The organism is Delftia sp. WSY_7, from assembly GCF_043104845.1.
In the GTDB taxonomy this organism is placed as follows: domain Bacteria; phylum Pseudomonadota; class Gammaproteobacteria; order Burkholderiales; family Burkholderiaceae_C; genus Comamonas; species Comamonas tsuruhatensis.
On record NZ_JBICLB010000033.1, the window covers coordinates 255,170 to 276,381 of the forward strand.

General features: G+C 67.9%; 17 protein-coding genes. 12 read left to right on the plus strand and 5 right to left on the minus strand.

Annotated features, from left to right (window positions below; genetic code table 11):
* The 8 genes from ACF8ME_RS13345 to ACF8ME_RS13380 all read left to right on the plus strand — a co-directional run bounded on the left by ACF8ME_RS13345 (position 1) and on the right by ACF8ME_RS13380 (position 9,855).
* The gene (locus tag ACF8ME_RS13345) at positions 1-1,224 is read left to right on the plus strand and encodes an acyl-CoA dehydrogenase family protein (RefSeq protein ID WP_392416880.1); all 1,224 of its coding nucleotides are present in this window, start codon (positions 1-3) and stop codon (positions 1,222-1,224) included.
* Between the two features lie 65 nt (positions 1,225-1,289).
* Complete coding sequence (locus ACF8ME_RS13350; protein ID WP_209803235.1) at positions 1,290-2,300, plus strand: tripartite tricarboxylate transporter substrate binding protein; 1,011 nt, start codon at positions 1,290-1,292, stop codon at positions 2,298-2,300.
* 94 nt (positions 2,301-2,394) lie between these two features.
* Positions 2,395-4,467, plus strand: a complete 2,073-nt coding sequence (locus ACF8ME_RS13355) for an ABC-F family ATP-binding cassette domain-containing protein (RefSeq protein WP_017405039.1) — start codon at positions 2,395-2,397, stop codon at positions 4,465-4,467.
* 253 nt (positions 4,468-4,720) lie between these two features.
* Positions 4,721-5,680, plus strand: a complete 960-nt coding sequence (locus ACF8ME_RS13360) for a MurR/RpiR family transcriptional regulator (RefSeq protein WP_392416883.1) — start codon at positions 4,721-4,723, stop codon at positions 5,678-5,680.
* A complete protein-coding gene (locus ACF8ME_RS13365; RefSeq protein ID WP_392416884.1) occupies positions 5,677-6,714 on the plus strand; it encodes an amino acid ABC transporter substrate-binding protein in 1,038 nt (345 codons plus the stop codon). Before ACF8ME_RS13360 ends, ACF8ME_RS13365 begins: the two co-directional genes overlap by 4 nt.
* A gap of 56 nt (positions 6,715-6,770) precedes the next feature.
* Positions 6,771-7,784 (plus strand): ABC transporter permease subunit, encoded by a 1,014-nt coding sequence (locus ACF8ME_RS13370; protein WP_392416885.1) that lies wholly within the window; start codon positions 6,771-6,773, stop codon positions 7,782-7,784.
* A 17-nt stretch (positions 7,785-7,801) separates the two neighbouring features.
* Positions 7,802-8,884: an amino acid ABC transporter permease gene (locus ACF8ME_RS13375; protein WP_392416887.1), complete on the plus strand. Its 1,083-nt coding sequence runs from the start codon at positions 7,802-7,804 to the stop codon at positions 8,882-8,884.
* Positions 8,881-9,855, plus strand: a complete 975-nt coding sequence (locus ACF8ME_RS13380) for an isoaspartyl peptidase/L-asparaginase family protein (RefSeq protein WP_392416889.1) — start codon at positions 8,881-8,883, stop codon at positions 9,853-9,855. The genes ACF8ME_RS13375 and ACF8ME_RS13380 overlap by 4 nt, the downstream gene beginning before the upstream one ends.
* Before the next feature lie 712 nt (positions 9,856-10,567).
* Here the strand turns inward: ACF8ME_RS13380 and phbB are convergent.
* From phbB to ACF8ME_RS13395, 3 genes are all read right to left on the minus strand, one after another.
* On the minus strand, positions 10,568-11,305 hold the full coding sequence (gene phbB / locus ACF8ME_RS13385; protein ID WP_026062290.1) for an acetoacetyl-CoA reductase: 738 nt from the start codon (positions 11,303-11,305) through the stop codon (positions 10,568-10,570).
* Positions 11,306-11,517: 212 nt separating this feature from the next.
* A complete protein-coding gene (locus tag ACF8ME_RS13390; protein WP_392416891.1) occupies positions 11,518-12,699 on the minus strand; it encodes an acetyl-CoA C-acetyltransferase in 1,182 nt (393 codons plus the stop codon).
* Positions 12,700-12,822: 123 nt separating this feature from the next.
* On the minus strand, positions 12,823-14,712 hold the full coding sequence (locus tag ACF8ME_RS13395) for a PHA/PHB synthase family protein (protein ID WP_392416893.1): 1,890 nt from the start codon (positions 14,710-14,712) through the stop codon (positions 12,823-12,825).
* Between the two features lie 144 nt (positions 14,713-14,856).
* Here ACF8ME_RS13395 and ACF8ME_RS13400 point away from each other — a divergent pair, with 144 nt between their 5' ends.
* Positions 14,857-15,201: a hypothetical protein gene (locus ACF8ME_RS13400; RefSeq protein WP_016445926.1), complete on the plus strand. Its 345-nt coding sequence runs from the start codon at positions 14,857-14,859 to the stop codon at positions 15,199-15,201.
* Here ACF8ME_RS13400 and ACF8ME_RS13405 read toward each other — a convergent pair.
* Together ACF8ME_RS13405 and maiA are read right to left on the minus strand one after the other, a co-directional pair.
* Positions 15,121-15,990: a laccase domain-containing protein gene (locus tag ACF8ME_RS13405; RefSeq protein ID WP_209671224.1), complete on the minus strand. Its 870-nt coding sequence runs from the start codon at positions 15,988-15,990 to the stop codon at positions 15,121-15,123. The two genes, ACF8ME_RS13400 and ACF8ME_RS13405, sit on opposite strands and share 81 nt — an antisense overlap.
* Positions 15,987-16,652, minus strand: a complete 666-nt coding sequence (gene maiA / locus ACF8ME_RS13410) for a maleylacetoacetate isomerase (RefSeq protein ID WP_392416894.1) — start codon at positions 16,650-16,652, stop codon at positions 15,987-15,989. Before maiA ends, ACF8ME_RS13405 begins: the two co-directional genes overlap by 4 nt.
* 87 nt (positions 16,653-16,739) lie before the next feature.
* On the opposite strand from maiA, the gene ACF8ME_RS13415 reads away from it, so the two are divergent.
* The 3 genes from ACF8ME_RS13415 (at position 16,740) to ACF8ME_RS13425 (ending at position 21,206) form a co-directional block, all read left to right on the plus strand.
* Complete coding sequence (locus ACF8ME_RS13415; protein ID WP_016445923.1) at positions 16,740-17,435, plus strand: fumarylacetoacetate hydrolase family protein; 696 nt, start codon at positions 16,740-16,742, stop codon at positions 17,433-17,435.
* Positions 17,436-17,582: 147 nt separating this feature from the next.
* Positions 17,583-18,146, plus strand: a complete 564-nt coding sequence (locus ACF8ME_RS13420; RefSeq protein ID WP_016453500.1) for an NUDIX hydrolase — start codon at positions 17,583-17,585, stop codon at positions 18,144-18,146.
* A gap of 249 nt (positions 18,147-18,395) precedes the next feature.
* Positions 18,396-21,206, plus strand: a complete 2,811-nt coding sequence (locus tag ACF8ME_RS13425) for a chemotaxis protein CheW (RefSeq protein ID WP_392416896.1) — start codon at positions 18,396-18,398, stop codon at positions 21,204-21,206.
* Positions 21,207-21,212: the final 6 nt, after the last annotated feature.

Genomic DNA, 21,212 nt, shown 5'->3' on the forward strand with positions numbered 1-21,212 from the left:
ATGAACGCCAAGGACACACTCCCCACCGCCAACGCTGCCCTGCTGGAAATGCCCTTTGAAGGCTCGGAGCGCGCGGCCGGCCTGATCGACGCGCTCAACGCCTTCATCCACGGCGAACTGGCGGACCTCGCCCGCGCGCATGACGTGGACCATGAAAACAGCGCCTCCACCGATTTGCTGCGCCAGGTCTGGAAGCTGTCGCATGCGCGCGGCTTCTACGGCATGACCCTGCCCGAGGCCATGGGCGGCGCCGGCCTGTCCGTGCTCGACCAGGTGCTGGTCAAGGAGGCCATCTACGCCACGGGATCGCCCTTCGCGCCCCATGTGCTGGGCGAACTCAGCGGCCCGCCGCGCATAGGCGCGCTGATCCGCAAGGCCACGCCCTTGCAGATGGAGCAGTTCATCCTGCCCGTGGCACGCGCCGAAAAGTCCATCTGCTTTGCGCTGACCGAGGCGGCGGCCGGCTCGGACGCGGGCGCGCTGGAGACGCGCGCCGTGCTGGAAGGCGACCATTACGTGCTCCACGGCCGCAAGCGCTTCATCTCGGGCTCGCCGTTTGCCGACTTCGCCGTGCTCATGGCCTCGACCGCGCCCGAAGGCAGCCCGCAGCGCGAGATCAGCGCCTTCTTCGTGGACCTGCATGCACCGGGCGTGCAGGTGGTCAGCGGCTACAAGACCATGGCCGGTCAATCGAGCACGGGCGACATCGTGCTCGACGGCTGCCGCGTGCCCGCGGCCCAGTTGATCGGCGAGCCAGGCCGGGGCCTGGCCCTGGCGCTGGGCCGCATCACCGTCAACCGCCTGCTGCACTGCCCGGCCATGCTGGGGCTGGCGCAGGTGGCGCTGCGCGATGCGCGCGACTATGCGCTGGGGCGCCAGCAATTCGGCCGCAGCATTGCCCAGTTCCAGTCCATACAGCACATGCTGGCCGACATGGCCACCGAATGGATGGCCGCGCGCGCACTGATGGTGCAGACGGCCCGCGCCATCGACGCCGGCATCGATGCGCGCGCCCAGGCCTCGATGAGCAAGCTGTTCTGCTCGGAGACGGCGTTCCGCATTGCCGACCGCGCCGTGCAGATCCATGGCGGCGAAGGCATCGTCCAGGGCCGGCGCGTGGAATTCCTGTTCCGCATGCTGCGCATGTACCGCGTGCTCACGGGCACCAGCGAGATACAGCGCAACACCATCGCCAAGGAGCTGCTGGAGCGGGCCGGCGCCTGAGGCTGGCCGGCAGCCCCAGCACTCCGCCAGCAAACAGAAAAGACAAAAGACCAGGAGACAAAGCCATGCCACACATCACCAGCAGCGGCCAGGACCGCCGCCAATTCCTGCGGGCTGCAGGCGCCGCATCGCTTGCGGCAGGCCTGCCCTGGGCCGCCACAGCTTCCGCGCACGACAGCGTCTGGCCCACGCGCCCCATCAAATGGGTGGTGCCCTACCTGGCCGGCACCAGCCCCGACACGGCCGCGCGCATCGTGGCCGAGGCGCTGTCGGCCCAGCTGGGCCAGCCCGTGGTGATAGACAACCGCGCCGGCGCGGGCGGCAACATCGGCGCCCGCCAGGTGGCCAAGGCGCCGGCGGACGGCTACACCCTGCTGTACTCGGGCTCGCCCATGGCCGCCGCCATGCGCATGTACAAAAGCCCCGGCTACGACGTGTTCAAGGACTTCCGCCATGTGCTGGGCATGTCGCGCTCGGACATCCTGGTCGTCGTGCATGCCGACTCGGGGATGCGCACGCTGGATGACCTGGCCGCCCGCGCCAAGGCCAGGCCGGGCGCGCTGGACTATGCATCGGGCGGCGTGGGCACGCCATCGCACCTGGGCGTGGAAATGCTGGCCTCCAGCATGGGCCTGCAGGTCAACCATGTGCCCTACAAGGGCGCGTCCGAGCTGGTCAATGCCGTGCTGGGCCAGCAGGTGGCCTTCGGCGCCCCGCTGTTTTCCGTGGCCTATCCCCAGGTGCTGGCGGGCAGGCTGGTGCCGCTGGCCATTGCCGGCCCCCAGCGCAACGCCAAGCTGCCCCAGGTGCAGACCCTGGCCGAGCTGGGCGTGCCCGACGTCAACCTCACGTCCTGGGGCGGTGTGTCCGTGCCGGCCGCCACGCCCGAGGCCATCGTCCAGCGGCTGCGCACGGCGCTGGAGGAGGTGCTCAGGCAGCCCAAGGTCATCGCCTTGCTGGAGCAGGAAGGCGGCAAGGTCGCCATCACCAGCGCCGAAGCCTATGCCAAGGGCTTCGAGCGCGAGATCCAGTTCACCCAGTCCATGATGCAGCGCGTGGGCATACAGCCGATCTAGGGCCTGGTACCAGGGCTTTGCACCGTGGCCGGGCACGGGCATGGCGGGCGGCAATCCTGCCCTGGCGCAATCGCTGGGATAATCCTGCCCATTCATGATCAGCCTTCGCAACATTACCCTGCGCCGCGGCACCCGCGTGCTGCTGGACAGCACCTCCGTCTCCATCAACCCCGGTGAAAAAGTCGGCCTTGTCGGACGCAATGGCGCCGGCAAGTCCAGCCTGTTCGCCCTGCTCAACGGCAGCCTGGCCGAGGACGGCGGAGAGTTCTCCATCCCCTCGCAATGGCGCCTGGGCCAGGTCGCGCAGAACATGCCCGAGACCTCGGAGACGGCCACCCAATTCGTGCTGGACGGCGACACCCGCTTGAGCGAGCTCAACGCCCAGCTCGCGGCCGCCGAGGCCAGCGAGGACGGCATGGCCATTGCCCACGCCCACGTGGACCTGGCCGATGCCGGCGCGCACGACGCCGTGCCGCGCGCACAGGCCCTGATCCTGGGCCTGGGCTTCAAGGTCTCCGAGCTGGAGCACCCCGTCAACAGCTTCTCGGGCGGCTGGCGCATGCGCCTGCAGCTGGCGCGCGCGCTGATGTGCCCCTCCGACCTGCTGCTGCTGGACGAGCCCACCAACCACTTGGACCTGGACGCCCTGGTCTGGCTGGAAGCCTGGCTCAAGCGCTACCCCGGCACCCTGGTCGTGATCAGCCATGACCGCGAATTCCTGGACGCCATCACCAACACCACGCTGCACATCGAAAACGCGCAGGTCACGCGCTATGGCGGCAACTACAGCAAGTTCGAGGAACTGCGCGCCCAGCAGATGCTGCTGCAGCAGGCTTCGTTCGAGCGCCAGCAGGAAAAGATCGCCCACCTGCAAAAATTCATCGACCGCTTCAAGGCCAAGGCCTCCAAGGCCAAGCAGGCGCAAAGCCGCGTCAAGCAGATCGAGCGCATGGAAAAGGTCGCGCCCATGCTGGCCAGCGCCGATTTCACCTTCGAGTTCAAGCCGCCGGCCAACCTGCCCAACCCCATGCTGGCGATCACGGACGCCGCATTCGGCTACCTGGACGACGAAGGCCAGGCGACCACCATCCTGCGCGGCGTCAACCGCTCGGTGCTGGCGGGCCAGCGCATCGGCATCCTGGGAGCCAACGGCCAGGGCAAGTCCACCCTGGTCAAGACCATCGCGCGCGAGATGAAGGCCCTGGCCGGCACCGTGACTGAAGGCAAGGGCCTGAACATCGGCTACTTCGCCCAGCAGGAACTGGACGTGCTGCGCCCCGGCGAAAACCCGATGGAGCACATGATCCGCCTGGCACGGGACACCGGCGCCACCGGCCCGCAGGCCCGCGAGCAGGACCTGCGCAGCTACCTGGGTACGTTCAACTTCAGCGGCGACATGGTCAAGCAGGCCGTGGGCAGCATGAGCGGCGGCGAGAAGGCCCGCCTGGTGCTGGCCATGATCGTCTGGCAGCGCCCCAACCTGCTGCTGCTGGACGAGCCCACCAACCACCTGGACCTGGCCACGCGCGAGGCCCTGGCCATGGCCATCAACGACTTCGACGGCACCGTCATGCTGGTCAGCCACGACCGCGCCCTGCTGCGCTCGGTCTGCGAGGACTTCTGGCTGGTCGGCCGTGGGGTGGTCGGCCCCTTCGACGGCGACCTGGACGACTACCAGCGCTACCTGCTGGAAGAATCCCGCCGCCTGCGCGAGGAAGCCCGCAAGGCCGAACAGGCGGCTGCGGCCACCAGCAAGGCGGCAGCGCAGGTGGAGCCCGCAGCAGGTGCAGCAGCTGCAGCACCTGCAGTGCAGGCCCCCGTGGCTGCTGCGCTGGCCCCGGCCCCCGCTGCCCCGCCCACGCCACCGGCCGCCAGCGCCGGAGACCAGCGCGAGCAACGGCGCCTGGCCGCCCTGGCCCGCCAGCAGATGGCCGAGAAGACCCGGCCGTTCAAGAAGGAACTGGAACAGCTGGACAAGCGCCTGCCCCAGCTGCAGGCCGAACGCACGCGGCTGGAGGGCCTGCTGAGCCAGCCCATCTCGCCCGCCGAGATGGCCGAAGCAGGCCGCAGCCTCAAGGCCTGCAACGACGAGATCGACAGCCTGGAGGAACGCTGGCTGGAACTGAGCGAGCAGATCGAGCAGTTGTCGGCCGCGATGTCCGACTGATTCCAGTCGTTCTCGAAAATCAGGCGGCCCCATGGGTGCGAGGCCCTTGCTCGCACCCATGACCGTCTGCCACCAGCGTCGTCCCGCGTGAAGACGGCGCTCCACTTCGGCTCCGCCCAAGTGCGGCCCTGAGGCCCCGCCCTCCCCCCCACTCCCCTCACGCCCTCGCACTCCCCCGCAGCCAGCGGAACGCATGGATCGTTCGGTTCAGGGTTTCCCCTGAATGAAAGATTTCATTCCTAAAAAATAATGAATGAAAGAGACCATTCACTTTCATTCATTCATGGAACTCCATCCCCATCCCGCCGTACAGGAACTGCTGCGCGCCAGCGTCGATGGCTCGCCCGCCGTCGCCCGGGTCGGCCGCTGGATGGCCGCGCATCCGGTGCTGGCCGTCACGCTGAGCGCCGAGGAAGTGGCCAATGCCTGTGGCGGTTCCCTGGCTGCCGTCAACCGCTTCGCCAAGCACGCCGGCTACGAAGGCTTTGCCGATCTGCGCCTGCACCTGGGCCGCCAGCTGCAACAGGCCCTGGAGCCCGTGAACAAGCTGCGCGCGGCGCACGAGCCTGCCGCAAGCGCCGTGGGAGCGCAGGCCTTCGAGCACACGCAGCGCAATCTGCAGGCGGCCGCACAGGCCTGCGACCCCGGCCTGCTCGATCAACTGGCCCAGCGCATCTGCCGCGCGCGGCGCGTCCTGTTCATGGGCTTTGGCAGCTCCCACCATGTGGCAGCCTTTGGCGCCGACGCGCTGCAGCCTTATCTGCCCCAGGTGCTGGAAGTGGCCTGCGCAGGCGGCACGGAGCAAGCCGTCCGGCGCATGACGGGGCTGACGGAGCAGGACGTGCTGATCGCGATCTCGCTGCCGCGCTACTCACGCGAAGCGGTGGAGCTGACGGCGCATGCGCGCCAGCGGGGCGCCCTGACCATCGCCATCACCGACGAGGCCACCAGCCCGCTGACCGGCCAGGCCGACTACGTGCTGCTGGCCCCTGCCGCCCACCCTCTGCTGCCATCGTCGGTGCTGGCGGCCATGGCCATGGTCGAAGCGCTGGCCACCCAGGTCATCCGCGCCACGCCCCAGGCCGTGCGCAGCCTGGTCGAACTGTCCGAGTCGGTGCTTCCCTACCTGACACCGGACAGCAGCCCCGCTTCACCTGCGGCGAGCAAGCCGCAACCCCAGGCCCCCCATCCCGCCGCAAAGGACTCCGCATGAATGCCCCTGCCCGTTTCCGCTTTCTTTTCGCCTCGATGGCCGCCGCGGCCACGCTCGCTGCCGCGCCGGCCCACGCAGGCAAGACGCTGGATGGCATCAAGCAGCGCGGCGCCGTGGCCTGCGGTGTGCACACGGGGCGCGCAGGCTTTGCGCTGGCCGACGGCAGCGGCAACTGGTCCGGGCTGGACGTGGATCTGTGCCGCGCCGTGGCGGCCGCCACCCTGGGCGACGCCACCAAGGTGAAATTCATCCCCACCAGCGGCCAGACACGCATCACGGCGCTGCAGTCCGGCGAGATCGATCTGCTGGCACGCAACACCACCTGGACCTTCACACGCGACAACGGCCTGGGCCTGATGTGGGCGGGCATCAATTTCCACGACGGCCAGGGCTTCATGGCCAGGAAGAAGCCCGGCCTGAACAGCGTCAAGCAGCTCTCTGGCGCCACCATCTGCGTAATCAGCGGATCCACCACGGAAAAGACCCTGTCGGAGTACTTTCGCGCCCACAAGCTCAACTACAAGGCGGTGGTGTTCGACAACCCCGAAGCCGCCCTGCAGGCCTTCAGCAGCGGACGCTGCCAGGCCTATACAGGCGACCTCGGCGCCCTGGCCGTGCTGCGCGGCAAGGAACTGGCCAACCCCGACGACTACGTGATCCTGCCCGAAGTCATCTCCAAGGAGCCGGCCGGCCCGGCCGTGCGCCGCGGTGACGACGAATGGTTCGCCGTCGTGCGCTGGACACTCAACGCCATGATCGAGGCCGAGGAGCTGGGCATCACCCAGGCCAATGCCGACGAGCTCAAGACCCGCTCCGACAGCATCCAGGTCAAGCGTTTCCTGGGCCAGGGCGACGACCTGGGCAAGCAGCTGGGGCTGGACAGGGAATGGGCGCTGCGCATCGTCAAGGCCGTGGGCAACTATGGCGAGAGCTATGAGCGCAACCTGGGCGCCAGGTCGGGCCTGAACGTGCCGCGCGGCAAGAACGCGCTGTTCACCAAGGGCGGCCTGATGATGTCGCCGCCGATGAACTGACGCGCCGAGGGCACCCTGCCATGAACGCCGCGAACGCTGTAGATGCTGTGAAAGCCGTGAATGCCATCGACACCGGGGCACGGCAGCCACCGGCCCCCACCCGGCCACGCTGGGGCCGGCTGGCCTTGCAGCTCGCCATCGGCTGGCTGCTGATATTGCTGCTGGGCTGGCTGGCGCACAACGCCAGCCGCAACATGGCCGCGCGCGGCATTGCCGGGGGCTTCGGCTTTCTGGAGCAGACAGCCGGCTTTTCCATCTCCGAAGGGCTGCTGCCCTACGAGCCCGGCGACCGCTACCTGCGTGCGGTCGCGGCCGGCGTGGCCAACACGGTTCGCGCCGCCGTGCCCGCGCTCGTGCTGGCCACCGTGCTGGGCCTGCTGCTGGGCGTGGCCGCAGTGGCAAGGCATCCGCTGCTGCGCGGCGCCGTGCGCCTCTATGTCGATGTGGCACGAAATATCCCGCTGCTGGTGCAGGTGCTGCTGTGGTATTTCGCGCTGACTTCGCTGCTGCCCGACGTGGACCGGCCTCTGGCCATCGGCCCCCTGGGCTTTCTGAGCAAGGCGGGGCTGGCCCTGCCCGGCCCGGTGTACGACAGCGCGGCGGGCTGGCACTGGAGTTCCCCGCAACCGGGCATGTTCGGCATCGACGGAGGACTGGCGCTGACGCCTGAATTCCTGGCCCTGGTAGGAGCCCTGGGCCTGTATGCCGCCGCCTATTGCGCTGAAATCGTGCGCGCCGGTCTGCAGGCCGTGCCGCGCGGGCAATGGAATGCTGCCTCGGCCCTGGGCATGCGCCGCGGCCAGCAGCTGCGCCTGGTCGTGCTGCCGCAGGCCCTGCGGGTGATCATTCCCCCCTATACCAACCTGGCGCTCAGCACCATCAAGAACTCCTCGCTGGCCGTGGCCATCGGCTACCCCGACGTGGTGATGGTCGCCAACACCGCCATGAGCCAGACCGGCCAGGCCATCGAATGCGTGACCATCATCGCGGTGGTCTACCTGGCCATCAACCTGCTGACCTCGCTGGCATTGAATGCCTTCAACCAGCGCAGTGCCTTCATCACACGCTAGCCGGGAAAGACCTGCCCATGAGTGCCGTACTCCGCGCACCGGCCCTGCCGGTGGCCCCGCCCCGGGTTCCGCTGGCGCAGCGCCTGCGCGCCAGCCTGTTTCCGGATGCGCTCTCCGGGCTCATCACCGCCACGCTGCTGCTGGCCGCGCTGTGGGCAGGCTGGAAGCTGCTGGCCTGGGGCCTGCTCGACGCCGAAACCGCAGCCAACCCCGACACATGCCGCACTGCGGCCGGCGCCTGCTGGGGCGTGGTGCGCGAGAAATACCGCCTGGTATTCCTGGGCCGCTATCCCGTGGCAGAGCAATGGCGCCCCGTCGTCGCCAGCCTTTGGCTGCTGGGCAGCGTGGGCGTGGCGGCACTGCCGCGCTTCTTCGGCCCCGCCGGCATGGCGATGCTGCTGGCCGGGTTGACCGGCTTCGGCGTGCTGATGGCCGGCGGTGTGGCCGGCCTGGCACCCGTGCCCAGCGATCTGTGGGGCGGCCTGCCGCTGACCCTGTTCCTTGCCGTGATCGCCTGCCTGGCCGGCGTTCCGCTGGGCATTCTGCTGGCCCTGGGCCGGCGTTCCAGCCTGCCCTTGATCCGCATCCTGTGCACGGGCTTCATCGAGGCCGTGCGCGGCGTGCCCCTGATCACGCTGCTGTTCTTCGGGGCCTTCGTGCTGCCCATGCTGGTGCCCGCGCAATGGCGGGTGGACCCCATGGTCCGCATCGCCGTCTGCCTGGCGGCCTTCAGCGCCGCCTATCTTGCCGAGGTGTTTCGCGGCGGGCTGCAGGCCGTGCCCCAGGGCCAGGTCATGGCGGCCCAGGCCATGGGCTTCACCAGGGTGCAGGTGCTGCGCCACGTGGTCCTGCCGCAGGCGCTTCGCGTGACCATCGCGCCCACGGTGAGCAACTTCATCGGCGCGGTGAAAGACACCTCCCTGGTGGCGATCGTGAACATCTACGACATCACCGGCTCCCTGAAGATGGCCATGAGCGACCCCCACTGGATTGCGTACTTCGTGGAGATGTACATGGTGGTCTGTGCCGTCTACCTGCTCATCGGCCTGGGCATCGCCCGCTATGGCCGCTTCCTGGAATCGCGCTACGCACTCCAATGAACATGACCCAGAACTCCCGAAAATTTTCCATTGCCGTGCACGGCGGCGCAGGCACCGTCATCCAGGGCCAGGCCGACGAGGCCCCCTACCACGCCGCGCTGGCCCAGGCGCTGGAGGCGGGCGCCGCCCTGCTGCGGCGCGGCGCCAGCGCGCTGGACGCCGTCCAGGCCGCGTGCCAGTCCCTGGAAGACTGCCCGCTGTTCAATGCCGGGCGCGGCTCCGTCTACACGCGCGACGCGCGCCACGAGATGGACGCCGGCCTGATGGACGGCAGCAACCTGCGGGCCGGCGCAGTCGCTTCCGTCAGCCAGGTGCGCAATCCGATTGCGCTGGCACGGCATGTTCTTGATGACGGCCAGTGCGTGCTCCTGGTCGGCGAAGGGGCGCAGCGGTTTGCCGATGAACGCGGGCTGGCGCGGATGGATGCAGGCTACTTCGACTCTGCCGAGCGCCTGGCACAGCTGCGCCGGGTGCAGGCGCAATCCGGCCAGACCGCGCTGCTGGACCACGACGCCAGCGGACTGGCGGCGCACCTTGCTCCGCTGAACGAGAACAGCAAGATGGGCACGGTCGGCGCCGTGGCGCGCGATGTGCATGGCAACCTGGCCGCTGCCGCATCCACCGGCGGGCTGACCAACAAGCGCCCCGGGCGCGTGGGCGACACGCCCGTGGTGGGCGCAGGTTTCTACGCCGACAGCACCACCTGCGCCGTGGCGGCCACCGGAACCGGAGAGCATTTCCTGCGCGCAGCCATCGCGCACGACATCCATGCGCGCATGCGCTACCTGGGGCAAAGCCTGGAACTCGCAGCCGACGCCGCAGTGCGGGGCACGCTGACACACATCGGTGGCCAGGGCGGCGTGGTGGCCGTGGACAGCGACGGACGCGTGCACTGCCCCTTCAACAGCGCCGGCATGTACCGCGGCTACATCGTGGACGACGCGCCTGCCGTGACCCTGATTTTTGCCTGATGGACGTTTTCACCCCGGGTTGACCTGTGCCCACGCATTGCGGGCAACGAGGCGTAACAGCATCGACATCGGCCCGCCACGCCCGTAAGCCTCTGTCAGGAAACGGATTTTTTTTCACCTCGCCAGGAATCTGTCTTCAAACTGACAGATCCCCACCTCCAGGCTTGCAATTGCTTGCGTCCTGGGGCAATCCCTGAGTCAACCTGCCGCCACTGCCCCGCGTTGAACACGCAAAGGAGTGACTGCAATGACCGACATCTTTTCCCACACCGCCCTGCAGACCCGCTTTGCAGCCGCTGCGCTGGCCCAAGCTGTCTGGCCATGGGATGACCGTGACCGCAAGCGCGGCCCCCGCAGCGCTTGAAAACCGGGTCACGAAAAAGTTTCGACTTCCTTCGAAAATTTTTTAAAAACCTGTCAACCAGCTGAATCCAGCCCGCGTTAAGAGAGCAATACAGGAGAAGTTTCCATGCAAACGAACGCCATCATGTCCATCTGGCCCGAAGACGAACGCGATCGCAAGCGCTGAGGCGCTGGCTGGCGCACACGGTGCCCCAGTCTCTGACACCACCGGTCTGACGGCCTTCCGTGCAGACCCCCTCTTCCACAGAACCCGCTTCAGCGGGTTTTGTCATTTCTGGGACATTTGCCGCGGGGCTGCCCAACAAAAAAGGAGCCCGGAGGCTCCTTTGCAGCGCGAACCCTTGCAGGTTCAATGCATGTGCAGGCCACCGTTGACCGAAAAATCGGCGCCGGTGGAATAGCCGCCTTCCTCCGAAGCCAGCCAGGCGATGATCGATGCGATCTCGCTGGGCTCGCCCAGGCGCTTGACGGGGATAGTGCCCACGATCTTCTCCAGCACGTCGGGACGGATGGCCTTGACCATGTCGGTGCCGATGTAGCCGGGGCTCACGGTGTTGACGGTCACGCCCTTGGTGGCCAACTCCTGCGCCAGCGCCATGGTGAAGCCGTGCATGCCGGCCTTGGCGGCCGAGTAGTTGGTCTGGCCGGCCTGGCCCTTGGCGCCGTTGACCGAGCTGATGTTGATGATGCGGCCCCAGCCCTTTTCCACCATGTCGCCCACGACCTGCTTGGTCACGTTGAACATGGAGTTGAGGTTGGTCTCGATCACGGCCTGCCAGTCTTCGGGCGTCATCTTGATGAACATGCGGTCACGCGTGATGCCGGCGTTGTTGACCAGCACATCGATGTTGCCGTGCTCGGCCTTGGTCTTGCTGAAGGCTTCGACGGTGGAAGCCCAGTCGCCCACATTGCCCACCGATGCATGGAAGGTGAAACCCAGCGCCTTTTGCTCGTCAAGCCACTTCTGGAAGTCGCGCGACGGACCACAACCTGCGATGACCTTGAAGCCTTCCTTGTGCAGACGCTGGCAGATGGCCGTTCCGATGCCTCCCATTCCCCCTGTGACATACGCTACTTTTTGAGCCATTCTTCTCTCCTGTCAATCAATGGTTGCTTCAGATCAATCTATCCATGACAACCGGAACATTGACGCCGGTTATCGCCAAGGGTGCCTGAGCCTCTGGGCCCGGCCCCCTCGCATGGCTAGTATGCAGCGCGTGCGCTGCGCCCCTCTTCGGGCAGGCCCTAGTCAAGCCTAGGATCTACCCTGAAAGCTTGCTAACGTTTTCCCGGAGCCTTTCAGACGCGCTCCACGGTCATGGCCACGCCCATGCCGCCGCCGATGCACAGGCCGGCCAGACCCTTCCTGGCGCCGCTGCGCTGCATCTCGTGCAGCAGGGTCACCAGGATGCGGGCGCCCGATGCGCCGATGGGGTGGCCGATGGCAATGGCGCCGCCGTTGACGTTGACCTTGGCCGGTTCGATGCCCAGCTCCTGGTTCACCGCACAGGCCTGTGCCGCGAAGGCTTCGTTCAGCTCGAACAGGTCCACGTCCTGCGCAGACCAGCCTGCGCGCTGCAGCGCCTTGCGCGAGGCGAACACCGGGCCCAGGCCCATGGTGGCGGGGTCCAGACCGCTGGTGGCATAGGAGACGATGCGCGCCAGCGGCGTCAGGCCCAGGGCCTTGGCCTTGGAGGCGCTCATCACCACCACGGCGGCGGCGCCGTCGTTCAGGCCCGAAGCATTGCCGGCCGTCACCGAGCCGGCCTTGTCGAAGGCCGGACGCAGGCCTGCCAGCGCCTCGGCGTTGGTCTTGCGGTTGATGTACTCGTCGGCCGCAAAGACCACGGGATCGCCCTTGCGCTGGGGAATGCTGACGGGAACGATCTCATCCACGAACTTGCCGGCGTCCTGCGCGGCCGTGGCCTTTTGCTGGCTGGCCAGGGCCAGGGCGTCCTGCTGTTCGCGGCTGACGCTCTTTTCCTTGGCCACGTTCTCGGCCGTGATGCCCATGTGGTACTGGTTGTAGACGTCCCACAGGCCGTCCACGATCATGGTGTCGGCCATCTTCCACTCGCCCATGCGCTGGCCGTCGCGCGAGCCCGGCAGCACGTGGGGGGACAGGCTCATGTTCTCCTGGCCGCCGGCCACGACGATCTCGCTGTCGCCCGTGGCCACGGCCTGGGCCGCCAGCATCACGGCCTTCAGGCCCGAGCCGCAGACCGCATTGATGGTCAGGGCCGGGGTTTCCTTGGCGATACCGGCCTTCATCATGGCCTGGCGTGCAGGGTTCTGGCCTGCGCCAGCGGCCAGCACCTGGCCCATGATGACTTCACCGACCTGGTCGGTGCCGACCTTGGCGCGGCTCAGAGCCTCGCGGATCACGATGGAGCCCAGTTCGGTGGCGGGGATCTTGGCAAGGGTGCCGCCGAACTTGCCAACGGCAGTGCGGACAGCGGAAACGATGACGATGTCTTCCATGATGACGGACCTTTCTTTGGACTCTTGAAGGGATGCCCGGGCGCGCACTGCCGAAGCTGCGGCAGCGGCACCCTGCATTCAAGCCGCGGCGTTATTGCGCTGCAGCATCGAAACGATTGTGCCTCAGGCCTTGGCCAGCACGTAGCGGCCCGGGGCCGGCTCGATGGCCGTGTATTCCCTGCCCTTGCCGTACTGCTTTGGCGCCGCGACCAGCTTGCCGCCGTGCTCGGCCAGCCAGGGGCTCCAGTCGGCCCACCAGCTGCCCAGGTACTCGTCGGCGCCGGCCTGCCACTCCTTGAGCGTGGGCGGCAGCTGGCCGTCCTCACGCAGCCAGTAGCTGCGCTTTTTCTTGGCCGGCGGATTGATCACGCCCGCGATGTGGCCGGATGCGCCCATGACGAAACGCTTGTCGCCACCCAGCACCTGGGTCGATGCATAGGAGCCGCCCACGGGCACGATGTGGTCCTCGCGCGAGCCGTAGATATAGGCCGGCAGGCGCAGCTGGTGCATGTCGATGCGCTCGCCGCAGACGGTCAGCGCACCGGGCTGGACCAGCTTGTTTTCCAGGTAAAGGTTGCGCAGGTACCAGGCGTAGTACGGGCCGGGCAGGTTGGTGCAGTCGCTGTTCCAGTACAGCAGGTCGAACGGCGGCGGTGTTTCGCCCTTGAGGTAGTTGCCCACCACGTAGTTCCAGACCAGATCGTTGGGACGCAGAAAGCTGAAGGTCGATGCCAGGTCCTGGCCCTTCATGAGGCCGCCCTCGCCCATCTGCATTTCGCGGAAGCGCACCACGGACTCATCGATGAAGACATCGAGGATGCCGGTGTCGCTGAAGTCGATGAAAGTGGTCAGCAGCGTGACGCTGGCCACGGGAAACGGCACGCCGGCCGGCGCCGTGGCGCGGGCTGTGGATGTCCGGGCGGCGCTGCGGCTGCCAGCCGCGCGCTTGGCTGGAGCCGCCTTGGCCGCCGGAGCAGCAGCTGCGCCATGCTCGCGGTCGTGGCGTGCCTGCAGCACGGCCAGCGCGGTGGACAGCATGGTGCCGCCCACGCAAAAGCCCAGCACGTTGATCTGCTCGGCCCCCGCGATCTCGCGTGCCACGCGGATGCCGGTGAGCACGCCGTCTTCGATGTAGTTGTCCCAGGTCTTGTGCGCCAGGCTGTCGTCGGGATTGCGCCAGCTCATCACGAAGGTGCGGTGGCCCTGGCTGACGGCATAGCGGATCAGCGAGTTGTCGGGCTGCAGGTCCAGGATGTAGAACTTGTTGATGCACGGCGGCACCATGAGGAAGGGCCGCTCGTGCACCTTGTCCGTCAGCGGCTTGTACTCGATGAGCTGGAACAGCTCGTTCTCGAACACCACGGCGCCTTCGGTGGTGGCAACGTTCTTGCCCACGGTGAACAGGCTCTCGTCGGTCATGGACACATGGCCCTGGCGCATGTCGGCCAGCAGGTTGGCCACGCCCTGGGCCAGGCTCTCGCCCTGGGTTTCGATGGCCTTCTTCTGCGCCTCTGCATTGAGTGCCAGGAAGTTGCTGGGCGACATGGCAGCCAGCCACTGTTCCACAGCGAAGCGCACGCGGTTGCGGGTCTTCTCGTCGGCCTGCACGGCCTCGGCCAGGCCCATGAGCATGCGGCTGTTGAGCAGATAGGTGGCTGCGGTGGCCGCCGTCAGCGGGTTGTCGGCCCAGGATTGGGTGTTGAAGCGCTTGTCCTTGGCCAGCAGCGCCTGGGCGCCGCCCTGCTCGCACATGGCCTTGGCGCCGTCCAGGTACTGGCGCTGCAGCTCCAGCAGCTTTTCGGGGTCCAGCGATAGCGCGTTTTCGGGCAAGGCGCCGGGTTCGGGGACTGCAGCCTTCCAGGCCTGGGCCATGTCCGGCATGCCCGCGCCCTGTGCCCCCGGCATTCCCGGTGATCCCATCTGCTGCAGTATCTGCAGCGTCCGGCTCCATTGCTCGTTCCAGAATTGCTGGATGGGTTGGCCTGGCAGGCCTGCGAGTGGGTCAAAATTCATGCTGCATCCTTGTTCGCGGATGCCGTTCGCAATAGCCTGGGGCTTGCGGGGCATCCGTTTTGATTGTGACCCAGGCGAGCCCCCCGTTGCCCGGCACAGCCCTCCACAAAAACCCGTGCCCGGTGCGCCTTTTTCGAATCGACCATGTATCTCGTTGTTATCGCCTGGTTGTATGTCACGCTGATGATGGCCGTGGCCGAAGCCGCCAGCCCCACGGGCAGCATACTCGGCGCCCTGGTCACTTTCGCACTGTATGGACTGCTGCCGCTGTCCATCGTGATCTACATCATGGGTACGCCCGCGCGCAACCGAAAGCGCCATGCGCGCGAACTGGCCGAGCGCCAGGCCTGGCTGGCGCAGCAGCAGGCCTCGCAGGGCACGGCGGACGCACCGGACGCGCCCGCGCCCTCAGTCCTTCCAGATGCAGGCGGCGAATCGGCCGCTGCTGCCCAGGCGGGCAGCGTCGCGCCGGTGCGAAAAGAACCGTGAGTCGTTGAGCACCGTGCACCATGCGTCGCTGCCGTCATTGCCATGGATGGCAGTGATGCCCAGCGCCGCCAGGCGCTGGCGCGCAAGCCCGGCCAGGCTGGCCAGGTACTTGGGGGTGCCCTCGCCCGCCTGAGGTATGGCGGTGAAATGCGCGGCGGCGGCGGCGTCATGCGCGATGAAGGCAGCGCGCACCTCGGCACCGACCTCAAAGGAACGCGGACCGATGCAAGGGCCCAGCCATGCCAGGGTCTGCGGCGCCACCTGCTCGGGCGCGGTCCGGAGCTGATCGGCAAAGCGCTTGAACAGAGACTCCAGCACACCGCCTGCCAACGGCTGACCCGCATGGCCAGGCGGCATTCCGGCCAGACCGCGCCAGCCCGCATGGGCCGCGCCCACCACGGCGCCGCTGCGATGGGCCAGCAGCACGGGCAGGCAATCGGCCACCATGATGGTGCAGACCACGCCCGAGGCGCTGGTCACGCAGGCATCGAAGGCCTGGCCCTGCGCGCTGCCTGCATCCAGTGCGATGACATCCACGCCATGCACCTGCTGCAGGAACACCGCGCAGGCATCCGGCGTATCCGCACGCACGATCTCCTGCAGGCGCTGGCGGTTGGCGCGCACGGCCTGCGGGTCGTCTCCCACATGGTCGCCCAGGTTCAGGCTGCCCCAGGGCGCCGTGCTGACGCCGCCTTCGCGCGAGGTGCACAGCGCGTGCACGCCGGGCGGCGCGGGCCAGTCGGGCACCAGCCAGGATGCGGGGATGGAGTCAGGCCGGGCCGCGCTCATTCCGCGTCGGGGCAGGCCGAGGGATGGGCCTTCTGGAAGGCCGGCAGCGCCTCGCAGCGATCGACGATGGCCGCCAGGCGTGGCAGGCCGTCCAGGCTCACGTCGAAGCGGCGGCCGTTGAAGATCTGCGGCACCAGGCAGCAGTCGGCCAGCGTGGGCGTGTCGCCCCAGCAAAACAGCGAAGGTGGCAGGCCGGCGGCCTCGCGCTCGGCGGCCAGCAGGTCCAGCTGGCGCTCGAAGGCCTCCAGGCCCGATCGCACCCAATGCACGTACCAGCCGCTCTTGGCCTCGTCGGAGACACCCAGGTTGCGCACCAGGTACTTGAGCACGCGCAGGTTGTTGAGCGGATGGATCTCGCAGGCCACCATCTGGGCCAGTGCGCGCACATGGGCACGGCCCAGGGCGTCACGCGGCAGCAGCGGTATTTCGGCATGGGTCTCATCGAGATATTCGATGATGGCCATGGACTGGGTCAGCCAGTGGCCGTCCTCGGTCTCCAGCGCCGGCACCAGCGCATCGCCGACATGCTGGGCATAGGCCGGCGCCTTGTGGTCGCCGCGCAGCAGGTGCACGGGTACGGATTCATAGTCCAGGCCCTTGATCTGCAGCGCAATGCGCACGCGGTAGGAGGCCGACGAGCGGAAGTAGGTGTGGAGCTTCATAGACTGCAAAGCATACCGTGCAGCCGCGCCGATGCATGGCACACTTGCGGCGGCGCCCAAGAGACAAGGCGCCAGAGGAACACCGACATGAGCTACGTTTTCAACCCGCCCGCCGTGGCCAGCGTACCCGTCCTGGGCCGCCCCGAGCGCTTCCCCGTGCACCGCATCTACTGCGTGGGCCGCAACTACGAAGAACACGCCAAGGAGATGGGCTTCACCGGCCGCGAGCCGCCCTTCTTCTTCCTCAAGCCTGCCGACGCCATCGTGCCCGTCGAGGCCGGCACCACGGGCACCATGCCCTACCCCACGCTGACCTCCAACCTGCACCACGAGATCGAGCTCGTCGTGGCCATCGGCAAGGCGGGCAAGAACATCCTGGCCGCCGACGCGCTGGACTACATCTGGGGCTACGCCGTGGGCCTGGACATGACGCGCCGCGACCTGCAAAACGACATGAAGAAACAGGGCCGCCCCTGGTGCATCGGCAAGGCCTTCGAGCATGCCGCACCCATCGGCCCCATCACCCCGGCAGCCGAGGCCGGCGACATCGCCAAGGCCGCGATCTCGCTGCAGGTCAATGGCGCCGACCGCCAGCGCAGCGACATCGGCAAGCTGATCTGGAACATTGCCGAGACCATCGAGCACCTGTCGGCGGCCTGGGAACTGCAGCCCGGCGACCTGATCATGACGGGCACGCCCGAAGGCGTGGCCGCCGTGGTGCGCGGTGACCTGCTGGAAGGCCGCATCGACGGGCTGAGCCCCTTGAGCGTCAAGATCGCCTGAGTTTTCTCTGAGCCTGGCGACAGGCCGGCAAGGCAGCAGGGAGCACGCTCCCCGGCCTGCCGGCCTTTGTGTTTGAACCTACGGTCCGCCGCACAGAATGCCTTACTGCCTTCCGTCTGGCGGCGCTTTCACTTTCATGGTGTCGGCATGATTTTTCGCAGCCCCATCAAGTTCTGCCGAGCCTGCGGCACGGCGGTGGTCTACCGCCTTCCTGACGATGGCGACACGCGCGAGCGCGCCGTGTGCCCGCACTGCCACACCATCCACTACGAGAACCCGCTGAACGTGGTGGGCACCATCCCCGTGACCGACGACGGCCGCGTGCTGCTGTGCAAGCGCAACATCGAGCCGCGCCGGGGCCTGTGGACCCTGCCCGCAGGCTTCATGGAACTGGCCGAGACCACGGCACGCGGTGCCCAGCGCGAGACCGACGAGGAAGCCGGCGCCGACATCGAGATGGGGCCGCTGTTTTCCATCGTGGACGTGCCCAAGGTCAGCCAGGTCCATCTGTTCTACCGCGCCCGTCTGCGCAGCGAGCAGTTCTACCCCGGCCCCGAGACCATGGAGGCCCGCCTGTTTGCGCAGGCCGATGTTCCCTGGGAAGAACTGGCCTTCCGCACCGTGCGCGTGACGCTGGAGCGCTACTTCGCCGACCGGGCTGCCGGCCTGCTGGACGCGCACCGGGTGCACTCCATCGACCTGAGCCTGTAGGCCTGCACGGCCGCCAGGCACCACCGTGCTGCACGGGGCGCCGGCGTACGCACTGCGGTGATGCCGGGCCATGCCCCGGTGTGGCACCGGACGGGCTGCGTGCGGGGAGCAGGCGGCGGTCCGTCATCCCTATGTCACCTTGCAGACACATTTAGTCACAAACTGGCCTCCTTCTTGCTCTTTGCATAGGGCTTTTCCCTGAGCGGAAAAGTTGGTTTACCGAACCTGAACCTGACTGCGGAGCGCCCCATGGCCACATCCCTGCCCACCGACCTGATTCTTCCCCACCTGCGGGAACTCAACCGCAACGCCGCCGACCTGCGCGAGATCCGGCTCATGTGGCGTCTCATCGAGGCTTCGGCCCGCATGCAGGCCTCGCAGCAGGGACAGGCCCTGGTGTCCATGCTGACCGACACGCGCCAGGGGTTGGAGCAGCTGGAGCAAGGCCTGCTGCAGTCGCAGCTGGCCCAGTCCGCGCAGGAAGCCATGGCCCAGCTGGGCATGCAGTCCAGCCATGCCATTGACCTGCTGGTGCGCAGCCTCTACGAGCGCACGGCCGATGTCGGCTTCCTGGCCGCCGATTCCGTGCTGTGCGAGGCCATGGCCCAGCTCGGCGATGGCGACATCCTGCTGGACATGGCCGCGGGCGGCCTGCACGCCTGGCAGGCTCCGCTGCAGCTGCACCTGCAGGCCTACCGTGCCAAGTACACGGTCTACGACGACATCCTGCTGCTGGACACCCAGGGCCAAGTCTGTGCACGCGCCCAGGCAGGCGACAAGCCGCTGCCGCCCTGCGCCGAGGGCTGGTTCCAGCAGTGCCTGCAGCAGGCCGGCCATGTCAGCCATTTCGGCGCCAGCTGCGTGCTGCCCGGCGCAGACCGCCTGATCTACGCGCAGCGCCTGCTGCATCCACGCACCATGGCGGTGCTCGGCGTGCTGTGCCTGAGCTTCGACTTCGCGGCCGAGATGCAGGCCATCTTTGCCTCGGGCGGGCCGCGCGCCCAGGTGGGACTGCTGCTGGATGCGGCTGGAGTGGTCATTGCCAGCAGCGATGACCACTGGATCGCCCCCGGCAGCCGCGTGCCCATGCACCACGGCGATGCCGTGCAGCCGCTGATCCACGCCGGCCGCACCTATCTGGTGCGTACGGCACGCACCCTGCCCTACCAGGGCTATGCGGGCCCCGAGGGCTGGCAGACCCAGGTCATGGCGCCGCTGGACCTGGCCTTCGCCACCCAGCAAAGGCCGCAGGTCCTGCAGGCACTGGAACCTGCCATCGCCGAAGGACTGATGGCCCAGTCCCGGGGCTTTTGCCCGCCCCTGCACGCCATGGCACGCGCGGCCGACGACATACGCCGCGTGGTCTGGAACGGCCAGGTGCTGGCTGCCAGCCAGGCACCGGAGTCCCCCGTGCAGGGCACGGCCCACCCGGACCCGCTGCAGGCCGTGCTGGAGCAGATGAGCGAGACCGGCGACCTGACCCATGCCGTGTTCACGCGCGCCATCCACGGCCTGCACGAGACGGCGCTGTCCACGCGGCTGCAGGAGCACACCACGCTGAACCGGCTGCTGATGGACCTGCTGGAGCGCAATCTCTACGAACGCGCCAACGATTGCCGCTGGTGGGCCCTGACGCCAGGCCTGCAGAAAGTGCTGCAAGACAACAGCGGCTGCCTGGCCCTGTCGGTACAGGCACACGACGCCGCGCAGCGTCTGCTGGAGCAGCTCAATGCGCTGTACACCGTCTATGCGCGCATTGCGCTGTATGACGCCCAGGGCCTGGTGCTGGCCTGCAGCCATGAGGACGAACCCGGTCTGCCGCTGTCACCCGGCGTGCGCGTGCAGGCATCGGCACTGCAGGCCACCATGGCGCTGCGCGATGCCCAGGCCTATCACGTGCAGGAGCTGGACGATGGAGGCCTGCCCGTCCACGTCTACCACGCCGCATTGCGCGCCCCCTCAACCACCAATGGACATGGGCATGGGCAGGGCGCAGATCAGGGCCCCGCCATCGGCGGCATTGCCCTGCTGTTCCACACGCGCCGAGAACTGCAGGCCATGCTGCAGGCCGCTGCACCGGAGCAGTCCGAAGACGCCGGCCCCGAAGACCACGGCCTGCCCCGTTTGCCGATGGAGGCTTTCTACGTGGCACGCGACGGCCGCATCATCGCCGCCAGCCACGGCGGTCGGCCGCTGGGCAGTTGCATAGAAGGCGTGGCCGGGCTGGCAACGCTGGCCGATGGAGAGGTACGCAGCAGCATCGAGGAAATCGAAGGCCACTACTGCATCGTCGGCATGGCTGCCGGGCGCGGCTACCGCGAGTTCCGGCTGGATCAGGGCGCGGCACGCGATGCAAAGGAAATCGCAACGGAGGACACACTGGCCGGCCTCGTCAGCCTGAGCCTACAGCGGCTGGGGCCCGTGCATGCCGATGCGCGCAACCGCGCCCTGCGCCTGGCGCCGGCCACGCGGCTGGATGGCTCGCGTCCTGTCGCGCGTGCGCTCGCCGCGCACGGCGGTGGCGATGCGCCGGTGGAACTGGCCAGCTTCTACGTGGGCGCCAGCCTGCTGGCCCTGCGGGCGGCCGATGTCTGCGAGGCCCTGCCCGCCAGCGCCATCTCGCCCGTGGCGGCAGGGCGGCTGCCGTTTTGCGTGGGTGCGCTGGCGCGGCGCAGCCAGGGCAGCGTCAGCGGCTATGTCTGGGTGTTCGACCTGGCCGCGCTGCTGCAGGGCCGGCCCGGCGTGGTCACCGAGCAGTCGCAGGTCATCGTGGTCCAGCACGGCGGCCTGCGCGTGGGGCTGCTGGTCAGCGCGCTGCAAGGCGTGCACCGGCTGCCGGCCAGCGCGCTGGTGGAATCGCCCATGCTCAGCGTGGCCTCCACGACGCCGGCCCTGGTGCGGGAGCTGGTGCATGCCGGCGCGGGCCTGCCGCTGATCCAGTGCCTGGATCCGGCTGCATTGATGCAACGGCTGCAGCCTTCGCGCGGCGCGGCGGCCAACGCAGACCGCAGCGCGGCAGCAGTGGAGCGCGAGGCGGCCTGGGATGCCCAGGCGGCATAGGGCGCG